Here is a 19,938-nt window from a genome sequence, read left to right as displayed (position 1 = left end):
AGCTCTGGGCGTAAGCCCACAAATCTGCTAGTATTGCGGGTATTTTTCACGATTATTTAAAGGTTTTTTTAATGCGTTGGCGTAATTTATTTGTTCTAGTTTTATCAATCTTAGCGGGATGCTCCATGGCAGCAGATGAAAAAAAGATTTATGGCTATGTTGAAAAAGCGACTCTGATCGATAAAAACATGACTTTATCAGCCAAATTAGATACCGGAGCGAAATCTGCTTCCCTTAGCGCTATTGATATTCATGAAGTAGAAAAAAACGGCAAACCCTATTTGCGCTTTAAAGTTCCCGGCAAAGAGGGTGAAGTCGAATTTACCTGCGAATACCTGGGTAAAGTTAGAATAAAAGTGCGTGCTGGGGAAAATTTAGCCGCAGAGCCAATCAAGCGGCCGATCGTTTTGATAAATGTTAAAATTGGTGAAAAAATTCGTGCGATACCTGTTAATTTAACCAATCGCAAACGCTTTAATTACCCACTACTTCTTGGTAGAGACGCAATTATTGCTTTTAATGGACTGGTTGACCCAAGTCATGCCTTTATGATGAGAACCGAGAAAGTAGAAAAAAATGAAGTCAAATAAACGCCATGTTTATGGCTTAATCATCACCCTCTTTTTAGTAGGAATAGGGCTGTTCTTTTACCGTCATCTTGTCTTGGATGTTCCTTTAACTGATACAGAAACAGTGAATAGTTGGATGGTGGAAGCCAATTTGCGTTTCACAGCGGAACGTAATACACCGGTTAAGGCAAGCTTTACCATTCCCTATATGCCTCCCTATTTTGCGATTCTGGATGAATATTTCGTTTCCCATAATTATGGGGTAACGACGAATCTGAATGGTTATAACCGTCAAACAGTATGGTCGCTCAGACGTAGTAGCGGGGCACAATCTCTTTACTATCGCGCTATCTTTCGCGAAATAGATAACAATGAGACTTCATTAGGCAAACCACCTATAGTAAAAGCGCAACCGCTTCTTGAAAACCAGAAGTCGGCCGTTGACACCATTACCAATCAAGTACGTCAATCCTCTGCTGACATTCAAACCTTTGCTCAAGGAACCATTAAGGAATTAAATAAGAAAGACGGTAATGCAAGATTATTGGTGGGCAATGAATTTAATGATGAAAACGTTATAAAAGCTGCGATTACCATCTTAAATCAGGCCCGAATCTATGCCATGCCAGTCAAAGGCATTTATTTGAATCAACAAAATAAAGCTGACTTTAAGTTGTTTATGGTGGTTTACAATGGAAAAGATTGGGTTTACATCAACCCTCGCACAGGTGGGGCTGGTTTTCCCAAAAATTTCCTTGTCTGGCAGTATGGCTTTGATCCACTCTTTGAAGTGGTTGGCGGTAAAAAACCAATCTTTAGTTTGACGGTTTCTCCTACTCCTATTAATGCTTTAACCATTGCCAAGGCACGCGGCCTGCAAACTGATTCGCAGCTACTCCGTTTCTCCCTGTTGCAATTACCCGTTAATGTCCAGGAAACCTATAAGATTTTACTTACGGTACCCATTGGCGCTTTTATCATTTTGTTACTGCGTAACTTTGTGGGTTTGAAAACGTTCGGAACCTTCATGCCCGTATTGATTGCGCTCGCGTTTCGTGAAACACACGTGGTTTGGGGAATCACTCTTTTTACTATTATTGTTTCATTTGGCTTACTGGCACGGTTTTACCTCGATCAACTCCGTCTCCTTTTGGTCCCAAGATTAGCCGCTATTCTTACTGTTGTTATTTTGCTCATGATTTTTATCTCGGTGGTATGCCAAAATTTAGGTTTGGATTCTGGTTTATCCGTGGCTTTATTCCCAATGGTTATTCTCACCATGACCATTGAACGCATGTGTATAACCTGGGATGAGCGCGGAGCCTCCGATGCAATTAAATCAGGGGTAGGCAGCCTTATTGCAGCGGTGATTGCTTTTGGTGCAATGAATTACCCCCCCATGCAGTATTTAATTTTTGCTTTCCCTGAATTATTACTGGTTCTTCTGGCGTTGATTTTATGGTTTGGCCAATACCGCGGGTACCGAGTTACGGAATTGTTTCGCTTTAAAGTACTTGGCGGGGAACACTAATGTGGAATTTGTACCGCCGCTTATCCCAGCGCGGCATCCTGAGTATCAACCAACGAAATAGTGATTACGTTCTCAAATACAATGAACGCAAACGCTATCCCCTGGTCGATGATAAATTGCAAACCAAGCGACTGGCAATGCAAGCCGGAATAGCAGTGCCTCGCTTATATGAAACGATTGAAAGCGAACATCAAATAAAGAATCTTGAGCAAATTTTGCAACCCTATAAAGATTTTGTCATTAAACCAGCGCATGGTGCAGGAGGCGATGGCATCCTGGTGGTGACTGATCGCGTTTTTGGACGATATCGCCAAATTAATGGCAAATTAACTACCGTGCAGGAAATGAGTTATCACTTATCCTGCTTATTATCGGGCGCCTATAGTTTAGGCGGCCACAGTGATTACGCCATTATAGAACATCGTGTCGTTGTTGATCCTGTCTTTAAAGAAGTGAGTTACGAAGGGATCCCTGATATTCGTATCATTACCCTGGTAGGTTATCCAGCCATGGCCATGGCGCGTTTGCCTACTCGTTTATCAGGCGGTAAAGCGAATCTGCACCAGGGTGCCATCGGAGTAGGTATTAATTTGGCCACAGGCAAAACGCTGGGCGGTGTATTTCACAATGACGCGATTGACTTCCACCCCGACACCCTGGCCCCCATCGTTGATATTACGGTACCTTATTGGGACAAGATTTTAGAAATTGCTGCCAGCTGCTATGAGTTAACTGGCTTGGGTTATTTAGGTGTTGACATTGTCCTTGACAAAGAACATGGGCCGCTTATGCTGGAACTCAACGCTCGCCCCGGCTTAAACATTCAAATCGCCAACCGCGAAGGCGGCCTTAAACGCTACAGACAAATTGAAGCTCGTGCAGCAGAAGGACAAGAGTCTGTTGCCGCACGAGTCGCTTACAGCAAAGAGCAATTCGCTCGTTAAGTTAAACCAACTAAAATTTGCCTACTTGCTTATCTAGACTTAAAGCTTGCATCTTCGTCTTCGCGACGACTGAGCTAATTTTACAGGCAAAGCACATAGGGCTTATGAGAGACATTTTGATTTATTAATGGGCTGTCTTTATAATCGACCCCATTATAGTATTCAGAGGTCTCATAATGTCTACCCCGGGTAGAAATACGGAGCAACCTGCTAATGCTCTACAAATTAATGTCTTAGCAGACTTACCAGTTCTCCCTGCAGTCCCTCCTGTAGAGGCCTCTGCAGAGCCATTAAGAGACCCGCTAGCCCTGGCTGAGGGCGAAATTGCTGTTGACAAAGCGAGTGGTGATTTTTTTATCGCACTGTGTCAAGAGGGCATTCATTCTTTTGTTATGCTTGGTATCATGCAAGATAGCAAGCCAAAAATTCTTGCTCGAGTGGGAAAAACGAATGCCGTCGATAAAGATTATGATGAGAATTTTGGTTCACAATGTAAATTGGCACTGAAACAATTATTTTCACAAGCCGAAGCTGAATTACGCAAAGAATCACTCCATCCCTATGGAAAAATCAGTTATGCAGCCTATGCGATAAGCTACAACCAATACTTGCAATTCACTAAACTCATGGCCTTAGTACATCGGAAAGAGAACGATGGTAAACGATCCAAAGCTATTCGATGCTATCTACCGGCCAGAGAGGTAGGGACAACGAGTATTTTGCAATTTAGTAAAATTATCCAACAGGATGAGTTTGGCCCAGAAAACACCGAGCAAGAAAAAAGACTAATTGCCTCTACTCATAATTTAAAAATAGCCAATACCTGCAGGCACACAGCCATTGAATTAATTGCCTATGTTTTGGGAATAAATAAGTTAAGAGATAATATTTCCAGATTCTTTTTTTGGGGACTACCCTTAGCATCCACTTTCACAGGCGGCGACCCCGCTGATCCTTTTTACGTTTTCCCTCTTCCTCCCGCCGCCTATAAAGCGGGGAAAGAAAAAACGGCATTATTAACCAAAATATATACTCGAATGGAAGCGCTTTTAACGAAAGCACCCTACGAACAAAACACCAGGGATAAATTTAAAGCGTTAAAAGAATTGTATATTGAGCAAGCGGGTTTTTCTTCAGATGATAATATTACTGATGCCCTTAGGAGTATCCATCAGTGGAGAGCAACTTATAAGGATGTCATTAGCCAACTAAGGCAACAAAGCTTTTTAGGCAAACTACTCACCCGCAAGTCATCCACAGAAGCCATGGCAGATGAAATTGAAACCGAATTTACCTCCATCGCCAGAAGAGCGTCTAGCAGCCTTATTTAAGGCTGCTAATGACGAAGACCATTATAGTGAAGCACTGCGAATACGCAGGACCTCCGTAACCAGCAATTTAAAATAGTCATACGACATATAAAAATCGCCCTGATCACCGATTTTATCACCCCAGGAATTACGCAATGTCAGTAAGCCATGATGCTCGTGCCCTCTATTATCAACAGCCACCGCATTATCATCATAACCAGTAATAACCATCTGATGGCCGGCAAAACTGGGGTTCAGCAAAATATCCAGAGCAATTTCAGGTGTTAATACCCAGCTGTCCTGTGCAGCTTTATGAGTTCCTACCGCCCCTATTGTCCCTATATCAAGATCTACTAACAACACGCCCAAAACCAATCGATCACCGGCTCTTAGACTGGCTTTCACGTCATTCAGTGTTTTCCTGCTATCAGTACGATCCGTAAAGGCTTGATAAACATCTAATATCGGCGACCAAACAATATTCTTTTCATCCAAACGCTCACTAATTTGATGAAAATCCTCAACATTCATTGTAGATTCTGCCGGAGCATTTTCATAAAGAGGATACTCTAACATACCAGCACAACTATGAGCCGCCTGTTGCTCCTTGCTCACTATACCAAAAATCTCTATTTGGCTCATGACTGTACGCCCAAAGGCCCCTTCCCAGCCACTGATAGCGTAACCTGATTTTTCCAGGTAACTACCCAGCTGTAACTGACATAATTGACTAATGTAATCTCCTTTGTTTAAAGCAGCATCGATTGCTGCTGTGCAGGCAAACATTGTGCAGGTACCATGGACCCCCTGATTTAATACTGGCACATTATTCATTCCAAGTTGGATCTGCATAGGGTAGTTAGCCGCTATAGGTTCCTCGGCGGAAGGAACCAATTGCTTGGTATCAGCCAATGCATTTTGTGCCTTATGGACAAGCTTTTGCCTGGCACGTTCGGAAAGTTTTACTTTGAGTAAGGTAATTTTTTTTATCTGGGGTTTTGGTATTACTACTGCGCGTCGAGTAGTTTTCATGGTCACTGGGGAAGACGAGTTTGATTTAACTATTTTGGTAATTGTTCCTACGAGTTTAACATCTTCAGCGGCTAAACTACCGCTTACTGCCATCAATAAAACAGCGAGTCGTGCTAGCTTCATATAGCTCTCCAAAAATTTACGAAATCCTTTACCGCGGCGCGAGTATATCACATGCGCTTTATGGGGGTGAAAACTGTCAGGAGATTCTATGCACTGTCGATTAGAAACGATCGGGTTTGGCAAAAAATTGGCCACTAAACTATAGTGATCAGTATAAGGATAGACTTGGTTTTATTATGGATAGATTAAAACCACCCTCAGTGAAAATAGATAACTATTTGTTACTATTAGAGAACTCTTTACATGCCATTCCATTTAATATCTTGGTAGCAGCTCTGCTTTCTTTTGATTTATTTTACAACCAAATTCCATTTTCCTTCATCCTTTACTGGTTTATTGCAGTAGTCATCACCAGTGTAATCCGCTTTGCTTACTGTAAAAAAGCACTCAAACAAAAACAATATCTATCAGGGCCAAACCATTCCCTATTTATTTTTTTAGCCCTTACCTTTCTAAACGGCTGTGTCTGGGGATCAAGTTATTTAATTTTTTTACCTCTTCTTACCGGAGTTCATGAAGGTGTGCTTATTTTGGTGCTAGGTGGTATGGCCGCTGGAGGAGTCGCATCGTTATCGGCTTTTCTCCCTGCTTATTACGTTTATATATTACCCATGTTTTTACCGGTTATCATTTACAACTATTCCTTTCTGCAAACCGAAAGAAGTATTTTGGCAACCATGTTTTTATTATTTGTTGTGATGCTCCTTGTTATTGCCAGAATTAATTACCATTTAGTGAATAGCGTTTTTCAATTAAATACTCAAAAAGATTTTCTGATTAATGAATTATCTATCTCTAATAAAAAATTAGAAAAATCAAATAAGGAAATTCGGACCATGTCAGTTACCGATGCCTTAACCGGTTTATTCAATAGACGTTACTTTGATACTGCCCTGGCTAGAGAATTGGATCGTGCTACACGTAACTCTTACCCTCTAATTCTTATCTTGCTTGATATTGATAATTTTAAATACCTTAATGATACCTTTGGCCACCCTTACGGGGATAAATTTTTATGTTTGGTTGCAGGCGTGCTAAGGAACTCTTTACGCCGCGCCAACGATCTTATTATGCGTCTGGGAGGTGATGAGTTTGCTATTATTGCGGCAAATATGGGTATGCAACAGGCAAAGAATCTATGTCATTCCATAAGAAACGCGTTTGCCAAAAAAAATGAACATCTCAATATCACCCTAAGTATGAGTATTATCTGTATTGTCCCCGGACATAAGCCCGATCTGAACAGAATTTTCTCAGCAGCTGATAAAATGCTTTATAAAGCAAAAGAGCATGGAAAAAACCAGGTCGTATCACAAGAAATCTAATGCTGTCCTTAGTCAGGATTTAAGACCGGGAACAGAAAAGCGCTGTCTATCCTGCAAACGTAATGCCGTTAATTGGCCACCCCATAAACACCCAGTATCAATAGCATAAATCGATGGCTCCGAACACCGTCCGCCCAATGCAGCCCAATGACCAAAAACAAGATCCGCATCAATCTTTTTACGGCCTGGTACAGCAAACCAGGGAATTAACCCGGCAGGAGCCTGGGCAATGGTTCCTTTGTAATTGAGAACAAGGCGCCCCTGATTATCGCAAAACCGCATACGGGTAAAATAATTGGTAATAACACGTAATCGCTCAATACCTGCCAGATCTGATGACCAGTAATTAGGTTCATTGCCATACATTTCGGCTAGATAGCTACGATAATCGGCACCAGACAAAACCTGTTCTAACTCCAGGGCACAGGATTTTGCCAACGCTAAATCCCAAACAGGAGCAATCCCTGCATGACACATGACAATATTTAATTCCGGTTCGTGGTATAAAATTGACTGCTGGCGTAACCAATGCCCAAGTTCCTCAACATCACTAGCAACTAAAATATCATGCAACGTATCATCATGATTACTCCCGGGATGACCGCCAAAAAGCTTACCTAACAAATGCAAGTCATGGTTACCTAACGTAATCCGCGCAGAAAGAGGTAAATTTTTAATAAAACGCAAAACAGCCAGGGACTCCGGCCCACGATTGACCAAATCCCCCACAAACCATAAACGGTCAACCTTCTCATCAAAATCGACATGAGCAAGTAGGCGTTGTAAGGGTTCATAACAACCTTGTACATCGCCTATTACATAATCAGGCACCGTTAAGTACCCCTGGGCGTATCGAAACCTGTGGAGGAGAGGCGACTGGTGCTGCCTGCCATTGGCCCGCAAGGGTCAAATGCTGTAAAGCATTGGCAATATGTGCATTTTGTTGTCGGGTAAAATGGTTATTAAATTGAGCCTGATTGATCAATTCAGTTGCCGAAATCGCCACCGATTTACCGGTATTCAAGTTATGCAACTGAACCTGGGCAGGAAGCGCAACAGCATAATTCACAAAAACAATACCATTATGCATTTGTTGATTAGAGGTTTGCTCAAAACGCGTGGAAACACTGCCATCCGCCGCCACACTATGTAAGCCTAAAGATAAAAAGCCTTTTTGTATCGCCTGCCAATTCTTATATTCGGGATGTTCTCGCACAAAGAGTTGGAATATCTCTGGTGTCATCAACATACCACCTGGCACCATGAATAAAGGCGCTTTATTGACATGAATACGACCTGCCTCTAAAGCTCTGGTGAGCCACTGAATAAACTCTACGCCAATCTGCTGTTCTATTTCAGCCACTGATTCAGGTGCACCACCGGTAAAAGTACCCACTCGTCCATAGCGATTACCACGTGAACCATAATTCCGCAGCATCATTTGGTTAAAATACCGCTGAATAGCAATTGCATCTGCACGGATTAGAATCGCCCCCAACGTTCCCGCGGCATGAACGTCTTCATTGAGCAAAGCAAGCCATACAGCCAATACTTGCGGATTTGCAGCAATCCAGGCGAAACCACCAGCAGGCATTAACAATCGCGCTATCAGTATATTAAGGCGACGACGAAACTCATCATCCGATTCTTTTTGGAATTCATAGCTATAATGACTCCCCACCGCCACAAGGCTTTCCAGTAAGGGATTCCACTGCTTTAAAAACTGGCCATTGTTATCATATAAATCAAGGCTATAATCGATATACAGTTTACCTGCACCTTGTAAGATAGCGGCAGAAAACAGCGCGTATTGCCACAATTTCTGCTCCTCTGATAATTCGGCTCCGCCTTCTTGTACAAGGTACTGGCGAAAAAGACTTAGCGCCGCTTCCGTGCGATTTAATGCGTGATCCAGCAAACCACCTTGTTGCGAATAGTAACTATTAGAAGTGTCAGGCAAATTTTGGCAATGATTAATTAGATTATGCACGAGACTCAAGCACAGGCTGTCGAAGCGCACCTCTTCCAGAGCGTTCGCCTCACGAATTTGCAACATGAGGGTCTTGCGCTTTTCTTCCGCTAACATGAGCGCGGCAGGCGTAATACGCGTCAAATCCTTGAGTGGTTTGGCATTCAACGATCCTGCCTTTTTTCCGGGACGATGAAACAAATCAACCTCCAAATTCAGCATTTATTAATATTTTACACTAATTGACCATAAATTTCGCTAGTCGTACGTAATCTATCACTGCTATTTGTTCGGGACGCGAAAGAGGATCGAGCCCTAATTCTGTTATTTGGGTTGCGCTAAATAAGGGTTTTAAATTATTTGCCAACGTCTTACGCCGCATGGAAAATGCCTGTGCGACTAACCGTTCAAGCCTATTAGTATCCACTATTGGATAAGGGGATGATCGGTAGGGTGTTAAACGCACAATGGCTGAATCCACTTTAGGTTGAGGGTGAAACGCCTCTGGCGGCACATCAAACAAATGCTCCACGTCACAATGATATTGTACCATAACGCTTAGTCGTCCATAGGCTTTCGTTCCAGGCTGCGCCGCTAAGCGCATAACAACTTCCTTTTGCAACATGAAGTGCATATCCTCAATCCATTGCGCATAATCAAGAAGATGAAGCAGTAGAGGGGTGGAGATATTATACGGTAAATTACCTAAAATGCGCAGCTCTTTACCCCATTGACTATAATCAACCGTTAAAGCATCGGCAGGCACTATATCCAATTTTTCGGTAGCCGTAGGCAAAGTAGCCAGATGGGCTTGTAAATCAGTATCGATTTCAATCGCTGTTAAATGATTGAGCTGTTTTAATAAAGGCTGCGTTAATGCACCTAGCCCTGGACCAATTTCAACGACCTTATCGTCCTGATGCAAATGCGCAGCATTTAAAATATCACTAATAATATGCCTGTTTTTTAAAAAATTCTGGCCAAACCGTTTACGGGGGCGATGGTTCACTTCTTCACCTAAAACAAAGAAAAACTATATTAACATTTTTTAGTGGACCCTAGTTTATCCTTAAAATCATTTTTTTGCTTGCCAATCAATAAAAAACTATCACTTGGCGAATAGCCATGTTAGGTTACTGAGTTAGGTATCGAGAAGAGAAATAGGGCTCATGTTAAGTCATTTGTTAGAGCTTCGTAAACGTGCACTACATATTATTATTACTTTTTTCTCTTTTTTTTTATTGTTTTTTTTCTGTGCAAATGATTTATTTCATGCTCTTATCTCTCCGTTAATCAATGCCTTACCAAAAGAAAATTCGTTAATCGCCACACAAATTACCTCTCCGGTATTAACCCCTATCAAACTTGCAGGGGATGCCGCCATGTTGTGCACCGCACCTTTTGCGCTTTTGCAATTATGGTGTTTTGTCGCCCCAGGGCTTTATCGTCATGAGCGTTACAATTTACGCGGGGCACTGACAAGTAGTCTTCTATTATTTTGTTTGGGGGTTTTATTTTGTTTTTATTTGGTTTTGCCCTTTATGTTTCAGTTTTTTGCCAAAGCAGTCCCTTTAGGCGTTAAATTTATGCCTGATATGACTTATGCCCTCGATTTTATTACCCGAATGCTATTACTCTTTGGTTTTTGTTTCCAAGTACCACTTCTCTGTTTAACCCTGGTTCGTTTGGGATGGCTTGATATTCAGGTATTGAAAAAAGTGAGGCCTTACGTCATTGTCGCTGCGTTTACCATAGGCATGCTGTTGACCCCGCCCGACGTTTTATCCCAAATTATGCTGGCTGTTCCTCTTTGCCTTTTATATGAGCTAGGCATTATTTTGGCAAAATACACCCCAAACAAAGTAATTAGTAACTATGATGAGATAGCCAAATAACCCATTTGTTCCAGGTCGGACTAAATAGCAAAACAACACTTAAAATAGCAAGCACACTATATCGATTAAGATAGTAAGCAAAATTTCTTACAGGGGCATAAGTGGGTTCTGCTGAAATAAGCCAACAACGGATGGCTACGCAAACCGGCAAATAAAGAAGAATTATAATTTCACTAAAGATCCTTGCTTCCATGAAACTACCAACCAGTAATAAACCAAGAAAATAACACAGGCTAACATAACGAATGGGTCTATATTGCGGGGGGATAAAGTCATAAAAAGCAAACCAAAATAAGGGTAACCCCGCAAAACAAAAGATAAATAAAAAAATATGCTGCTCATTGAACAACCATAGCAAATTAACTTCAAAATAAGTGTAGGAAGAACCACGAAAGTACCATTCCATTAACTGCCCCGGAATGTCCTGCAAACTCATCACAATAAGAAAGCGTGCCGAGAAATAAGCCAAGATCGCAAACAATAAGGGTTTAAAAATTGTCCGTGGATGTTGCCAATAAAGTGCAGGAATCAATAAAACCAGCAAAATACTGCTCTCGCGATTAAAAGTGGCTAAAAACACCCAAGGGATTAGGTAAACCCATTGCGCACGCAGACACAATAAAAAGCCTGTAGCCATAAAAAAAAGCGCGGCAGAATCACAAGGGTAAAAAAAAGTCGCATCGCCATCACTGTTAAAACGGTAATTAATGACTGTTATCAAAGGCAAAAGCAGAATAAATAGCCAACTTAGTAACTGGGCTACCCGTGGCTCAAATTCATAAGCAAGTAATTTAGTGAGGGCATAATAGAAAAGGCTCACAAACAGCCATTCCAGTAAAAAGAATAATTGATCGATTTCCATGGGCAGCATATACGCAAGAAAATGAGCCAAGGCAGGGACTAACATTCGCTGTCCATAAGGCAAGCGAACCGAAAAATCGATTAATTCCGTAAGTGGTGCTTCAGTATAGACCCCCGTAAGGGTGGTATGAATGTAAGCATAACTAAGAAGGAGGGCAACCGTTACAAAATGCATCTTATAGCGCGCGATATCCTTATTCATACTTTTTATTGCAGCAAATTCAAGATTTATCGAGGCTAACCGATATCAGAGTAAAAACGCAAGGACTGGCTGAAACCAGGAGAACGCGATGAATAAAACAGCAAAATTTAATGTTGGTGAGCAGGTAATTCATACACAACAGGGTTATCGTGCTGTTATTATCGATGTCGATCCACTTTTCCAAGCGTCTGGCCGTTATAATCCACAGGCCGTTAAGCGGGCCTTTGCGACCCGGAATCCTTGGTATCGCTTATTGGTTGATGAGAGCAGTTTGATAACGTATGTAGAAGAATGCTTACTAAGGAAAGCCCCTAACTCTTCAGCAATTAATAATCCTCTTCTTGGTCATTACCTGAATGAACGACAAGGGAACTATTACAGTAATGCAAGCCGTCATTAGGGTCTGTGACCTGTCTACTATCTTGGCCGAAAAACGCTAATTTTCCGCGCTGCGAGGCTCGTAAATTAACGTTTTTCGACTCAAGCTAGCGTAACGTCAACCGGTCCTGGACAGGCTTTGCTTTTGCACTATCTAGGTATGTCTTAGTATAAAAACTAATAAAGCAACAAAGCCAATGAGCAGAACACCTAATAAACCCATCGTGGAAAAGCTTTTACTGAGATTTTCACGACTAAATTGCTCGGGACGACCTTTGATACTGCGATATAACACCCAGACAATTAACCCTGCAGCTAACAATCCTAATAGTTGATATAACGTTTCCATTTACTAGCTTCCTTTTTCTTCAAAACTAAACGCGTCTGCGAATTGTTGTGTACGTGGTAACCCAGCAGCCACTAAAAAATCTCTGATGGTATAAACCATATCAAAAGGCCCGCCAATGACCACCTGCCATTTACTCAGGTCGTTAGGGTGATGCTCGAGTACTTTAGAGATTAGTGTTTCTTTATTGGTGTTAGACAATAAAGAAAAATAACGAAAGCGTTCCACATGGGCCTGCCATTGTATAACCTTCTCATCGAGATACAAATCGCTTTGCGAACGTGCACCCCAAAATAACTCAAAGGACCGTTTATCGCCACTTGCCAGCAACTGCTCTATCATTGCTTTAATGGGCGCAAATCCTGTACCTCCGGCAATAAATAAAATAGGCCGTGTAGTTTGTAATTTGTCCAAGTGACAATCACCCAGTGGTAACCGAATGGTCACTACCCCGCGTTGCCTGATTTCAGCAAGTAGCCGTTGATTACTGGCATTACCCTGGCTATGACGTATATGTAATTCATATTTGCAGGAACCTAAGGGGGCATTAGCAATTGAATAACTTAATTCTTCACCGCCAGATAAAATTTGCAAATACTGTCCTGCCTGGTAATCAACATACCGCTCAGGCAGCAAAATAACTTGTAAAATAGTATCGGTGAGGGGAGTGATACTCTCTATTCGTGCACTAACAACAGTACTACTCATGTATCCAATTCCAATTGAGACCAGTAGTTATCGACTCGTTCTAAGACCGCTCTATCCATAGTAATTGCCGTACCCCATTCTCTCTGAGTTTCTCCTGGCCATTTATTGGTTGCATCCATTCCCATTTTCGAACCCAAACCAGAAATTGGAGAGGCAAAATCAAGATAATCTATCGGTGTATTATCAACCATTACCGTATCGCGCAAAGGGTCCATACGAGTAGTTATAGCCCAAATTACATCCTGCCAATTCCGTGCATCAATATCGTCATCACAGACAATAACAAATTTGGTATACATAAATTGTCTTAAAAAAGACCAAACTGCCATCATTACTCGCTTTGCATGGCCAGGATATTGTTTTTTAATGGTGACAACCGCTAAGCGATAAGAACATCCCTCTGGAGGCAAGTAAAAATCCACAATTTCTGGGAATTGTTTTTGTAGTAAAGGAATAAATACCTCATTGAGAGCCAGGCCTAAAATCGCCGGTTCATCAGGAGGCCGACCCGTGTAAGTACTGTGATAAATAGGCTTATCGCGATAACTAATTCGTTCAACAGTTAATACAGGAAAAGACTGCACTTCATTATAATAACCAGTATGATCACCAAACGGGCCTTCATCAGCCTCTAAGCCCGGCTCAATAAACCCTTCCAAAATAATTTCGGCACTGGCCGGCACATGTAAATCACTGCCAATACAGGTAGTAAGTTGGGTACGTTGACCTCGCAATAAACCGGCAAACGCGTATTCTGACAACGTATCAGGGACAGGCGTAACAGCTGCCAGCAAGGTTGCCGGATCAGCACCCAACGTTACCGCAACAGGGAATCTCTCACCGGGATAGGCTTTCTGCCAGGCTTGATAATCCAAAGCGCCACCACGGTGTGACAACCAGCGCATTATTAGTTTATTTTTGCCGATTACTTGTTGGCGATAAATGCCTATATTTTCACGTGGCTGATGGGGCCCTTTAGTAGTGACTAATCCCCAAGTAATAAGTGGTGCAACATCACCCGGCCAGCAGGTTTGAATGGGCAAGCGAGCTAAATCGACCTCATCTTTCTCCCAAACATGAGTCTGGCATGCTGCGCTATTGACGTATTTGGGCGCCATATTCAACGCTTGTTTGAGCAGCGGTAATTTACTGAATGCATCTTTAAAACCCTTTGGTGGTTCAGGCTCTTTTAATGCCGCTAAAAGTTTGCCTATTTCACGCAAGGCTGTAATAGTTTCTTCACCCATACCGAGTGCTACCCGTTCAACGGTACCAAACAAATTGGTCAATACAGGCATCGTACTGTTCTTAGGATGAGTAAACAGTAATGCGGGCCCTCCAGCTCGCAAAACCCTATCACTGACAGCCGTCATTTCAAGATCTGGCGATACAGGATAAGCGATACGCCGCAATAAGCCGCGAGTTTCTAACTGCTCGATAAAGTCACGAAGATCAGCATATTTCATGAGTAAGAATTCGGGAAAATTAATTGCGTTGATTAGGGTACAGGCGACTTCATACAAAAACAAAGGGTAAACCTAAGTCGCCTGTATATCCGCAGGAGCGGGGTGAAGCAGGGCTACGCAAATAGCGATTCCCAGCAACACCGAAACCACATTTATTCCTGGCGTTTCATCGCTTCAAAAAATTCTGCATTTGTCTTGTGATTTTTCATGCGCTCTAGTAAGAACTCAATGGCATCACATTCATCCATCGATTGCAGAATCTTACGCAGAATCCAGGTACGATGTAATTCTTCCGGACTTAATAACAGGTCTTCACGACGTGTACCAGAACGATTGATATTAATGGCAGGGAATACACGGCGCTCAGAGATACTACGGCTTAAGTGGATTTCCATATTACCGGTTCCCTTAAACTCTTCGTAAATCACCTCATCCATCTTGGAACCAGTATCCACCAGCGCTGTTGCTATAATAGTTAGGCTACCACCTTCTTCGATATTACGTGCAGCACCGTAAAGACGCTTTGGTCGCTGTAAAGCGTTAGCATCCACACCACCTGTCAGCACCTTTCCTGATGAAGGAACAACGGTGTTATAAGCACGTGCTAACCGGGTAATAGAATCCAGTAAAACAACCACATCCCGCTTATGTTCGACCAGACGTTTTGCTTTTTCGATAACCATTTCCGCAACCTGTACGTGGCGATTCGCTGGCTCATCGAAGGTACTTGCTACCACTTCACCTTTTACCGAACGTTGCATTTCGGTAACTTCCTCTGGACGTTCATCAATTAATAACACAATCAGATAACATTCAGGGTAATTTTTCTCAATCGAATGGGCAAGATTCTGCAACATTAATGTTTTACCCGCTTTCGGTGGAGACACAATAAGGCCACGCTGACCACGGCCAAAAGGAGCGCAAAGATCAACAACACGAGCCGTCAGGTCCTCTGTACTGCCATTTCCTTGTTCCATGACCAACCGCTGGGTGGCGAATAAAGGCGTCAAGTTTTCAAATAAAATTTTACGTTTAGCGCTTTCTGGGGAGTCGAAGTTGATTTGATCGACTTTCAGCAGAGCAAAATAACGCTCATTGTCTTTAGGCGGTCGAATTTTGCCTGTTATGGTATCTCCAGTCCGCAAACCAAACCGTCTTATTTGGCTGGGAGAAACATAAATATCATCGGGCCCTGCCTGGTAGGAGCCGTCTTCAGATCGCAAAAAGCCAAAACCATCGGTTAATACTTCCAAAACGCCACCGCCAAGAATATCTTCTCCTTTGTGCGAATGCGCTTTGAGGATGGCAAAAAGAATATCCTGTTTACGCATGCGGGCAGTATTTTCAGCCCCCATTTCTTGAGCGATATTAACAAGATCGGCAATGGGTAATTGCTTAAGTTCACTAAGATTCATACTTCTCACTTGATGTGTTGGTTAAACGAAATGGATTTCCGAGATAATTTTAGGAAGGACAACTTGGCATCACTCTAAGTTCGCCAGACTTACTTTACCCATCTTATACTATACAGCAACAATATTAGTAGCGCTATAAAACTAAATTGGGTTAACTTGAAGTGGCGGCTCTGAGTATAGCCACATATTGAACTAAGAGCCTAACATAGCTTTTCCAAGAGATCCACTGTTTTTTTATCTCTCCATCTTTAATTATAAGCTGGAGAGAAGATGGAATTGATTAAAATCAGGCATTACTCTCAACAAAAGCACTTAATTGCGACTTGGAAAGCAAACCCATTTTTACTGCTTCGACTTGGCCATTTTTAAATAAAATAAGTGTTGGAATACTCATAACGCCATATTTAGAAGGCGTTTGTGGGTTTTCATCAATATTGATTTTGGCAAAACTGATACTATCGCTGTGACTAGCTGCCACCTCTTCCAGGATTGGTGTTAATGCACGGCAAGGACCACACCACTCAGCCCAAAAATCCACTAACACAGGCTTGGTAGAATTCAATACATCCTGCTCAAAACTGCCATCAGTGACTGTCTTAATATTATCGCTCATGAAAAACCTCTTGATTAAATTGTCTGACTAGCATTATAGATCACCGCCGATAGCTTGCAACACGCTAATCGCTGCAATTGCCGCTGTTTCTGTACGTAATACCCGTGGCCCTAAACATAGCGGCCTAAAATTAAAAGAAAAAATATGTTCGATTTCTTCTTGGTTAAATCCCCCCTCAGGTCCGATTAACAAAGCAATATCTGCCTGGGCAAAATTATAATCTCGCCAGGTCTTTGCCGCCTCAGGATATAAGATAAATTTCAAGGAAGCCTGCTCTTTTTGTAAATAATCGTCTAAAGAGAGAGTCGGTGTAATAACAGGAATTTGATTCCGTCCTGATTGTTCACAAGCGGAAACCGCAATCGCCTGCCATTGTGCAAGCTTCTTTTCCATTCGCTCTTTGTCTAATTTCACAACCGAGCGCGCCGTAATGAGAGGAGTAATCGCAGTAACACCCAATTCCACTGCTTTTTGCACGACAAGCTCCATACGTTCACCCTTAGAAACAGCCTGGGCTAAATGAATAATTCGTGGCGACTCCCTATTAACCATTCGTTCTGTTAGCACAGTAACAAGGACTTTCTTTTTGTGCACACTGCTAATCGTTGCATCAAACTCACGATTATCCCCACAAAACAGGACAATTTGTTGGCCTGGCTGCATACGCAACACCACGCCGACATGTTGTGCCGCCTCAGCGGATAACTCGAACTCCTGACCACAATGATAAGGTCCAGGTTGATAAATACGAACAACTCTCACTTTCACTCACAGCAAGCCATTTTGCCTTAGTATACGTCAGATTTCATGGAGTTAAAGCATGGTCCGGAAGGCCGTATTTAAAAATGCATTCCATTCCATCCTCTTAGGTGAAGGATCAATTTAATTACCTATTCTTATAAAAATTAATTAAGTGACCGGATGCTCTATGCTAGAATTTTGCTTTTATCTAAGGGGAAATAATGACGATGGCTAGCACGCGTATCGAAACAGATAGTATGGGCGAAATTGCTGTTGACGCCGATAAATACTGGGGAGCGCAAACAGAGCGTTCTTTGCATCATTTCAATATTGGCCGCGATATTATGCCAATTGAAGTATCACACGCCTTCGGTATTTTGAAAAAAGCAGCAGCGCTTACTAATCTTGAGCTTGGCAAATTGCCCAAAGATAAAGCTGATTTAATTGTTAAAGCAGCAGAGGAGGTTAGCAGCGGTTCATTAGATGAACATTTTCCGCTCCATGTCTGGCAGACGGGTAGCGGCACTCAATCCAATATGAATGTTAACGAGGTTATTTCCAATCGCGCGATTGAAATGGCAGGTGGCATCAAAGGCAGTAAAACACCAATCCATCCTAATGATCATGTTAATATGTCACAATCCTCAAATGACACATTCCCCACTGCGATGCATATTGCCGCGGCAATTGCCTTTCATAAAAAACTACTGCCTGCGGTACGTAACTTGCGTGATGCCTTGGCTGCCAAGATGAACAGCTTCAAAGACATTGTAAAAATTGGCCGTACTCATTTACAAGACGCTGTACCACTAACCCTGGGACAAGAATTTTCTGGTTATGTCGCGCAATTGGACGCTTGTATCCATCGCATCGAAGGGGTAATGCCTGAACTGTATGAATTGGCGTTGGGCGGCACCGCTGTCGGTACAGGCTTAAATACCCATCCCCAATTTGCAGTTAAAGCGGCAACCCATATCGCCACCATTACCAAACTGCCTTTTATATCTGCCGCCAATAAATTCGCAGCCTTGGCTTCACATGAGCCCCTGGTAATAGCCCATAGCACACTGAAAACCCTAGCCTGTGCATTAATGAAAATTGCTAATGATGTACGTTGGCTGGGTTCAGGTCCACGTTGCGGCATTGGCGAGTTGATTCTACCTGAAAATGAGCCTGGTTCTTCGATTATGCCTGGCAAAGTTAACCCTACCCAATGCGAGGCAATGACCATGGTTTGCGCTCAAGTAATCGGCAATGATACGACGGTTGCTATTGCTGCCAGCCAGGGTAATTTTGAGCTAAACGTGTTTAAACCAGTGATTATATTTAATGTCCTGCATTCATTAAACCTGTTAGCCGACACCTGCCATTCATTCCAAGAGTTTTGTGTGGAAGGTTTACAAGCGAATAAGACCACCATTGATTACTACCTCCACCACTCTCTCATGCTGGTAACCGCCTTAAATCAGCATATTGGTTATGATAAAGCAGCTAAAATTGCTAAAACCGCTCATCATGAAAACATTTCATTACAAGAGGCAGCCGTAAAACTGGGATTTTTAACAGCTGAACAATTCAATGACTATGTTAAACCTGAAGAAATGGTAAATCCTCGCTAAGTGGTCCATTTCAATGACACTCAGGCCAGGCCTGAGTGTCATTGATTACAGAAACAACAAGCTGCTAACCCGGTTTATTTCACCCTCGATTTCCTGTTTCTAACTCCTGTAAACAAGAACGAAGCAAGCTGACATTATCGCTAAACACCCAATGCAGACCACGATTTAACTCTCTATATAAGCCAAATTTTGAATCAACAAGACCCACACCAACCCGCTGATTAGCTGAGCGCAGTTGTTTAATTTTATTATTATTCAATAGTAAATAGTGACCCAAGACCCCAGCGTAACACCTCTTTAAGCTGAGCTGGCAGAACTGGGTAACATTGTTATGCGCCGCAACTAACAACATCACTTCACGTGGCAACTTTGAACAAGAAGCAAAGAGGGGTTCATTCAAACTAAGTAGATGATAATCAATGCAGGGGGTCAATGGCCTTAAGGTAGAAATCAACGCGGCTTCCTCAGTAAAAGGCGCCTTAAGCTCAACAAATAAATGAAGCCGTTTGCCATATCGATCAATCACTTCGGCAAGGCTCGGCAGAGTAGGGACCAATTTACGCAAAGCCGTAAAAGTTAAGTCTCTGATGGCGAGATCCTTGCCCCAAAGCCGCCTTAGGGTAGGATCATGGTTGACTACCAAAACACCATCTGCTGTCGCATGAATATCAAGTTCGATACCCCAGCATCCTAAGGCCAAAGCGCGTTGAAAGGCGGCGTCAGTATTTTCTATTAATTGAAGTTTTTTATCATGTGCACCCCGATGGGCAATAAGGCGAACCTCTGACAGTATGTTCTTATCTGGTTTTTTTCGTGGTAGAAAAGCAAAACAACAATCAACCGATTTTTCAATTAAATTAAGTATAGCCATCTCATACGCCCGCAAGAGTA

General features: G+C 42.4%; 20 protein-coding genes. 8 read left to right on the top strand and 12 right to left on the bottom strand.

The genetic code is table 11. The features are described 5' to 3' along the window. Positions 1–71 precede the first annotated feature (71 nt). The 4 genes from ACN4Z1_RS01830 to ACN4Z1_RS01815 all read left to right on the top strand — a co-directional run bounded on the left by ACN4Z1_RS01830 (position 72) and on the right by ACN4Z1_RS01815 (position 4,375). Positions 72–590: an ATP-dependent zinc protease gene (locus tag ACN4Z1_RS01830; RefSeq protein ID WP_181879429.1), complete on the top strand. Its 519-nt coding sequence runs from the start codon at positions 72–74 to the stop codon at positions 588–590. Then, on the top strand, positions 577–2,100 hold the full coding sequence (locus ACN4Z1_RS01825; protein ID WP_115222556.1) for an inactive transglutaminase family protein: 1,524 nt from the start codon (positions 577–579) through the stop codon (positions 2,098–2,100). The genes ACN4Z1_RS01830 and ACN4Z1_RS01825 overlap by 14 nt, the downstream gene beginning before the upstream one ends. Further along, the gene (locus ACN4Z1_RS01820) at positions 2,100–3,044 is read left to right on the top strand and encodes an alpha-L-glutamate ligase-like protein (RefSeq protein ID WP_228363493.1); all 945 of its coding nucleotides are present in this window, start codon (positions 2,100–2,102) and stop codon (positions 3,042–3,044) included. The genes ACN4Z1_RS01825 and ACN4Z1_RS01820 overlap by 1 nt, the downstream gene beginning before the upstream one ends. Before the next feature lie 176 nt (positions 3,045–3,220). Further along, positions 3,221–4,375: a hypothetical protein gene (locus ACN4Z1_RS01815; RefSeq protein ID WP_228363494.1), complete on the top strand. Its 1,155-nt coding sequence runs from the start codon at positions 3,221–3,223 to the stop codon at positions 4,373–4,375. Between the two features lie 21 nt (positions 4,376–4,396). Here ACN4Z1_RS01815 and ACN4Z1_RS01810 read toward each other — a convergent pair whose 3' ends face one another. Continuing rightward, positions 4,397–5,509, bottom strand: a complete 1,113-nt coding sequence (locus tag ACN4Z1_RS01810; protein ID WP_228363495.1) for a C1 family peptidase — start codon at positions 5,507–5,509, stop codon at positions 4,397–4,399. A gap of 176 nt (positions 5,510–5,685) precedes the next feature. Between ACN4Z1_RS01810 and ACN4Z1_RS01805 the strand changes: the two genes are divergently transcribed. Continuing rightward, positions 5,686–6,834 carry a GGDEF domain-containing protein gene (locus ACN4Z1_RS01805; RefSeq protein WP_228363496.1) on the top strand — a complete coding sequence of 383 codons (1,149 nt, stop codon included), beginning with the start codon at positions 5,686–5,688 and terminating at the stop codon, positions 6,832–6,834. A 12-nt stretch (positions 6,835–6,846) separates the two neighbouring features. Here the strand turns inward: ACN4Z1_RS01805 and ACN4Z1_RS01800 are convergent, their stop codons facing one another. From ACN4Z1_RS01800 to rsmA, 3 genes are read right to left on the bottom strand one after another with little or no spacing between them, the layout of a single operon-like run. Beyond that, on the bottom strand, positions 6,847–7,665 hold the full coding sequence (locus ACN4Z1_RS01800; protein WP_115222560.1) for a symmetrical bis(5'-nucleosyl)-tetraphosphatase: 819 nt from the start codon (positions 7,663–7,665) through the stop codon (positions 6,847–6,849). Then, positions 7,658–9,025 (bottom strand): conjugal transfer nickase/helicase domain-containing protein, encoded by a 1,368-nt coding sequence (locus ACN4Z1_RS01795; RefSeq protein ID WP_115222561.1) that lies wholly within the window; start codon positions 9,023–9,025, stop codon positions 7,658–7,660. The genes ACN4Z1_RS01800 and ACN4Z1_RS01795 overlap by 8 nt, the downstream gene beginning before the upstream one ends. 16 nt (positions 9,026–9,041) lie before the next feature. Then, positions 9,042–9,812 carry a 16S rRNA (adenine(1518)-N(6)/adenine(1519)-N(6))-dimethyltransferase RsmA gene (rsmA, locus tag ACN4Z1_RS01790; protein WP_228363497.1) on the bottom strand — a complete coding sequence of 257 codons (771 nt, stop codon included), beginning with the start codon at positions 9,810–9,812 and terminating at the stop codon, positions 9,042–9,044. Positions 9,813–9,972: 160 nt separating this feature from the next. Between rsmA and tatC the strand changes: the two genes are divergently transcribed. After that, positions 9,973–10,698 (top strand): twin-arginine translocase subunit TatC, encoded by a 726-nt coding sequence (gene tatC, locus ACN4Z1_RS01785; protein WP_115222563.1) that lies wholly within the window; start codon positions 9,973–9,975, stop codon positions 10,696–10,698. On the opposite strand, the gene ACN4Z1_RS01780 is transcribed toward tatC, so the two are convergent. Then, the gene (locus ACN4Z1_RS01780; protein ID WP_228363498.1) at positions 10,670–11,761 is read right to left on the bottom strand and encodes a hypothetical protein; all 1,092 of its coding nucleotides are present in this window, start codon (positions 11,759–11,761) and stop codon (positions 10,670–10,672) included. The two genes, tatC and ACN4Z1_RS01780, sit on opposite strands and share 29 nt — an antisense overlap. Before the next feature lie 88 nt (positions 11,762–11,849). Here ACN4Z1_RS01780 and hspQ point away from each other — a divergent pair, with 88 nt between their 5' ends. Further along, positions 11,850–12,161: a heat shock protein HspQ gene (gene hspQ, locus ACN4Z1_RS01775; protein ID WP_115222565.1), complete on the top strand. Its 312-nt coding sequence runs from the start codon at positions 11,850–11,852 to the stop codon at positions 12,159–12,161. A gap of 132 nt (positions 12,162–12,293) precedes the next feature. Here the strand turns inward: hspQ and ACN4Z1_RS01770 are convergent, their stop codons facing one another. The 6 genes from ACN4Z1_RS01770 to ACN4Z1_RS01745 all read right to left on the bottom strand — a co-directional run bounded on the left by ACN4Z1_RS01770 (position 12,294) and on the right by ACN4Z1_RS01745 (position 17,449). After that, positions 12,294–12,488 carry a hypothetical protein gene (locus ACN4Z1_RS01770; protein WP_115222566.1) on the bottom strand — a complete coding sequence of 65 codons (195 nt, stop codon included), beginning with the start codon at positions 12,486–12,488 and terminating at the stop codon, positions 12,294–12,296. A gap of 3 nt (positions 12,489–12,491) precedes the next feature. After that, on the bottom strand, positions 12,492–13,193 hold the full coding sequence (locus ACN4Z1_RS01765) for an NAD(P)H-flavin reductase (RefSeq protein WP_228363499.1): 702 nt from the start codon (positions 13,191–13,193) through the stop codon (positions 12,492–12,494). Continuing rightward, complete coding sequence (ubiD, locus tag ACN4Z1_RS01760; RefSeq protein WP_115222796.1) at positions 13,190–14,659, bottom strand: 4-hydroxy-3-polyprenylbenzoate decarboxylase; 1,470 nt, start codon at positions 14,657–14,659, stop codon at positions 13,190–13,192. Before ubiD ends, ACN4Z1_RS01765 begins: the two co-directional genes overlap by 4 nt. Before the next feature lie 152 nt (positions 14,660–14,811). Next, a complete protein-coding gene (gene rho, locus ACN4Z1_RS01755) occupies positions 14,812–16,074 on the bottom strand; it encodes a transcription termination factor Rho (protein ID WP_115222568.1) in 1,263 nt (420 codons plus the stop codon). Positions 16,075–16,360: 286 nt separating this feature from the next. Continuing rightward, positions 16,361–16,687 (bottom strand): thioredoxin, encoded by a 327-nt coding sequence (gene trxA, locus ACN4Z1_RS01750; RefSeq protein WP_115222569.1) that lies wholly within the window; start codon positions 16,685–16,687, stop codon positions 16,361–16,363. Between the two features lie 33 nt (positions 16,688–16,720). Further along, on the bottom strand, positions 16,721–17,449 hold the full coding sequence (locus ACN4Z1_RS01745; protein WP_370634574.1) for a 16S rRNA (uracil(1498)-N(3))-methyltransferase: 729 nt from the start codon (positions 17,447–17,449) through the stop codon (positions 16,721–16,723). Between the two features lie 206 nt (positions 17,450–17,655). On the opposite strand from ACN4Z1_RS01745, the gene fumC reads away from it, so the two are divergent. Continuing rightward, entirely contained in the window at positions 17,656–19,047 is a 1,392-nt protein-coding gene (fumC, locus tag ACN4Z1_RS01740) for a class II fumarate hydratase (protein WP_228364079.1), read from the top strand. Between the two features lie 79 nt (positions 19,048–19,126). Here fumC and ACN4Z1_RS01735 read toward each other — a convergent pair whose 3' ends face one another. Continuing rightward, positions 19,127–19,918 (bottom strand): glycerophosphodiester phosphodiesterase, encoded by a 792-nt coding sequence (locus tag ACN4Z1_RS01735; protein WP_228363501.1) that lies wholly within the window; start codon positions 19,916–19,918, stop codon positions 19,127–19,129. Positions 19,919–19,938: the final 20 nt, after the last annotated feature.

The sequence above is a fragment of the Legionella sp. ST3F1 genome, assembly GCF_048553315.1.
In the GTDB taxonomy this organism is placed as follows: Bacteria; Pseudomonadota; Gammaproteobacteria; order Legionellales; family Legionellaceae; genus Tatlockia; species Tatlockia donaldsonii.
Note: the sequence above shows the minus strand (reverse complement) of the source record. Positions and strands in the feature narration are given on the sequence as shown.

What these genes read in the sequence shown, in the direction of transcription:
- ACN4Z1_RS01830 (WP_181879429.1), top strand. Translation starts at nt 72, where the DNA reads ATGCGTTGGCGTAATTTATTTGTTCTAGTTTTATCAATCTTAGCGGGA.
- ACN4Z1_RS01825 (WP_115222556.1), top strand. Translation starts at nt 577, where the DNA reads ATGAAGTCAAATAAACGCCATGTTTATGGCTTAATCATCACCCTCTTT.
- ACN4Z1_RS01820 (WP_228363493.1), top strand. Translation starts at nt 2,100, where the DNA reads ATGTGGAATTTGTACCGCCGCTTATCCCAGCGCGGCATCCTGAGTATC.
- ACN4Z1_RS01815 (WP_228363494.1), top strand. Translation starts at nt 3,221, where the DNA reads ATGTCTACCCCGGGTAGAAATACGGAGCAACCTGCTAATGCTCTACAA.
- ACN4Z1_RS01810 (WP_228363495.1), bottom strand. Translation starts at nt 5,509, where the DNA reads ATGAAGCTAGCACGACTCGCTGTTTTATTGATGGCAGTAAGCGGTAGT.
- ACN4Z1_RS01805 (WP_228363496.1), top strand. Translation starts at nt 5,686, where the DNA reads ATGGATAGATTAAAACCACCCTCAGTGAAAATAGATAACTATTTGTTA.
- ACN4Z1_RS01795 (WP_115222561.1), bottom strand. Translation starts at nt 9,025, where the DNA reads ATGCTGAATTTGGAGGTTGATTTGTTTCATCGTCCCGGAAAAAAGGCA.
- tatC (WP_115222563.1), top strand. Translation starts at nt 9,973, where the DNA reads ATGTTAAGTCATTTGTTAGAGCTTCGTAAACGTGCACTACATATTATT.
- ACN4Z1_RS01780 (WP_228363498.1), bottom strand. Translation starts at nt 11,761, where the DNA reads ATGAATAAGGATATCGCGCGCTATAAGATGCATTTTGTAACGGTTGCC.
- hspQ (WP_115222565.1), top strand. Translation starts at nt 11,850, where the DNA reads ATGAATAAAACAGCAAAATTTAATGTTGGTGAGCAGGTAATTCATACA.
- ACN4Z1_RS01770 (WP_115222566.1), bottom strand. Translation starts at nt 12,488, where the DNA reads ATGGAAACGTTATATCAACTATTAGGATTGTTAGCTGCAGGGTTAATT.
- ACN4Z1_RS01765 (WP_228363499.1), bottom strand. Translation starts at nt 13,193, where the DNA reads ATGAGTAGTACTGTTGTTAGTGCACGAATAGAGAGTATCACTCCCCTC.
- ubiD (WP_115222796.1), bottom strand. Translation starts at nt 14,659, where the DNA reads ATGAAATATGCTGATCTTCGTGACTTTATCGAGCAGTTAGAAACTCGC.
- rho (WP_115222568.1), bottom strand. Translation starts at nt 16,074, where the DNA reads ATGAATCTTAGTGAACTTAAGCAATTACCCATTGCCGATCTTGTTAAT.
- trxA (WP_115222569.1), bottom strand. Translation starts at nt 16,687, where the DNA reads ATGAGCGATAATATTAAGACAGTCACTGATGGCAGTTTTGAGCAGGAT.
- fumC (WP_228364079.1), top strand. Translation starts at nt 17,656, where the DNA reads ATGGCTAGCACGCGTATCGAAACAGATAGTATGGGCGAAATTGCTGTT.
- ACN4Z1_RS01735 (WP_228363501.1), bottom strand. Translation starts at nt 19,918, where the DNA reads ATGGCTATACTTAATTTAATTGAAAAATCGGTTGATTGTTGTTTTGCT.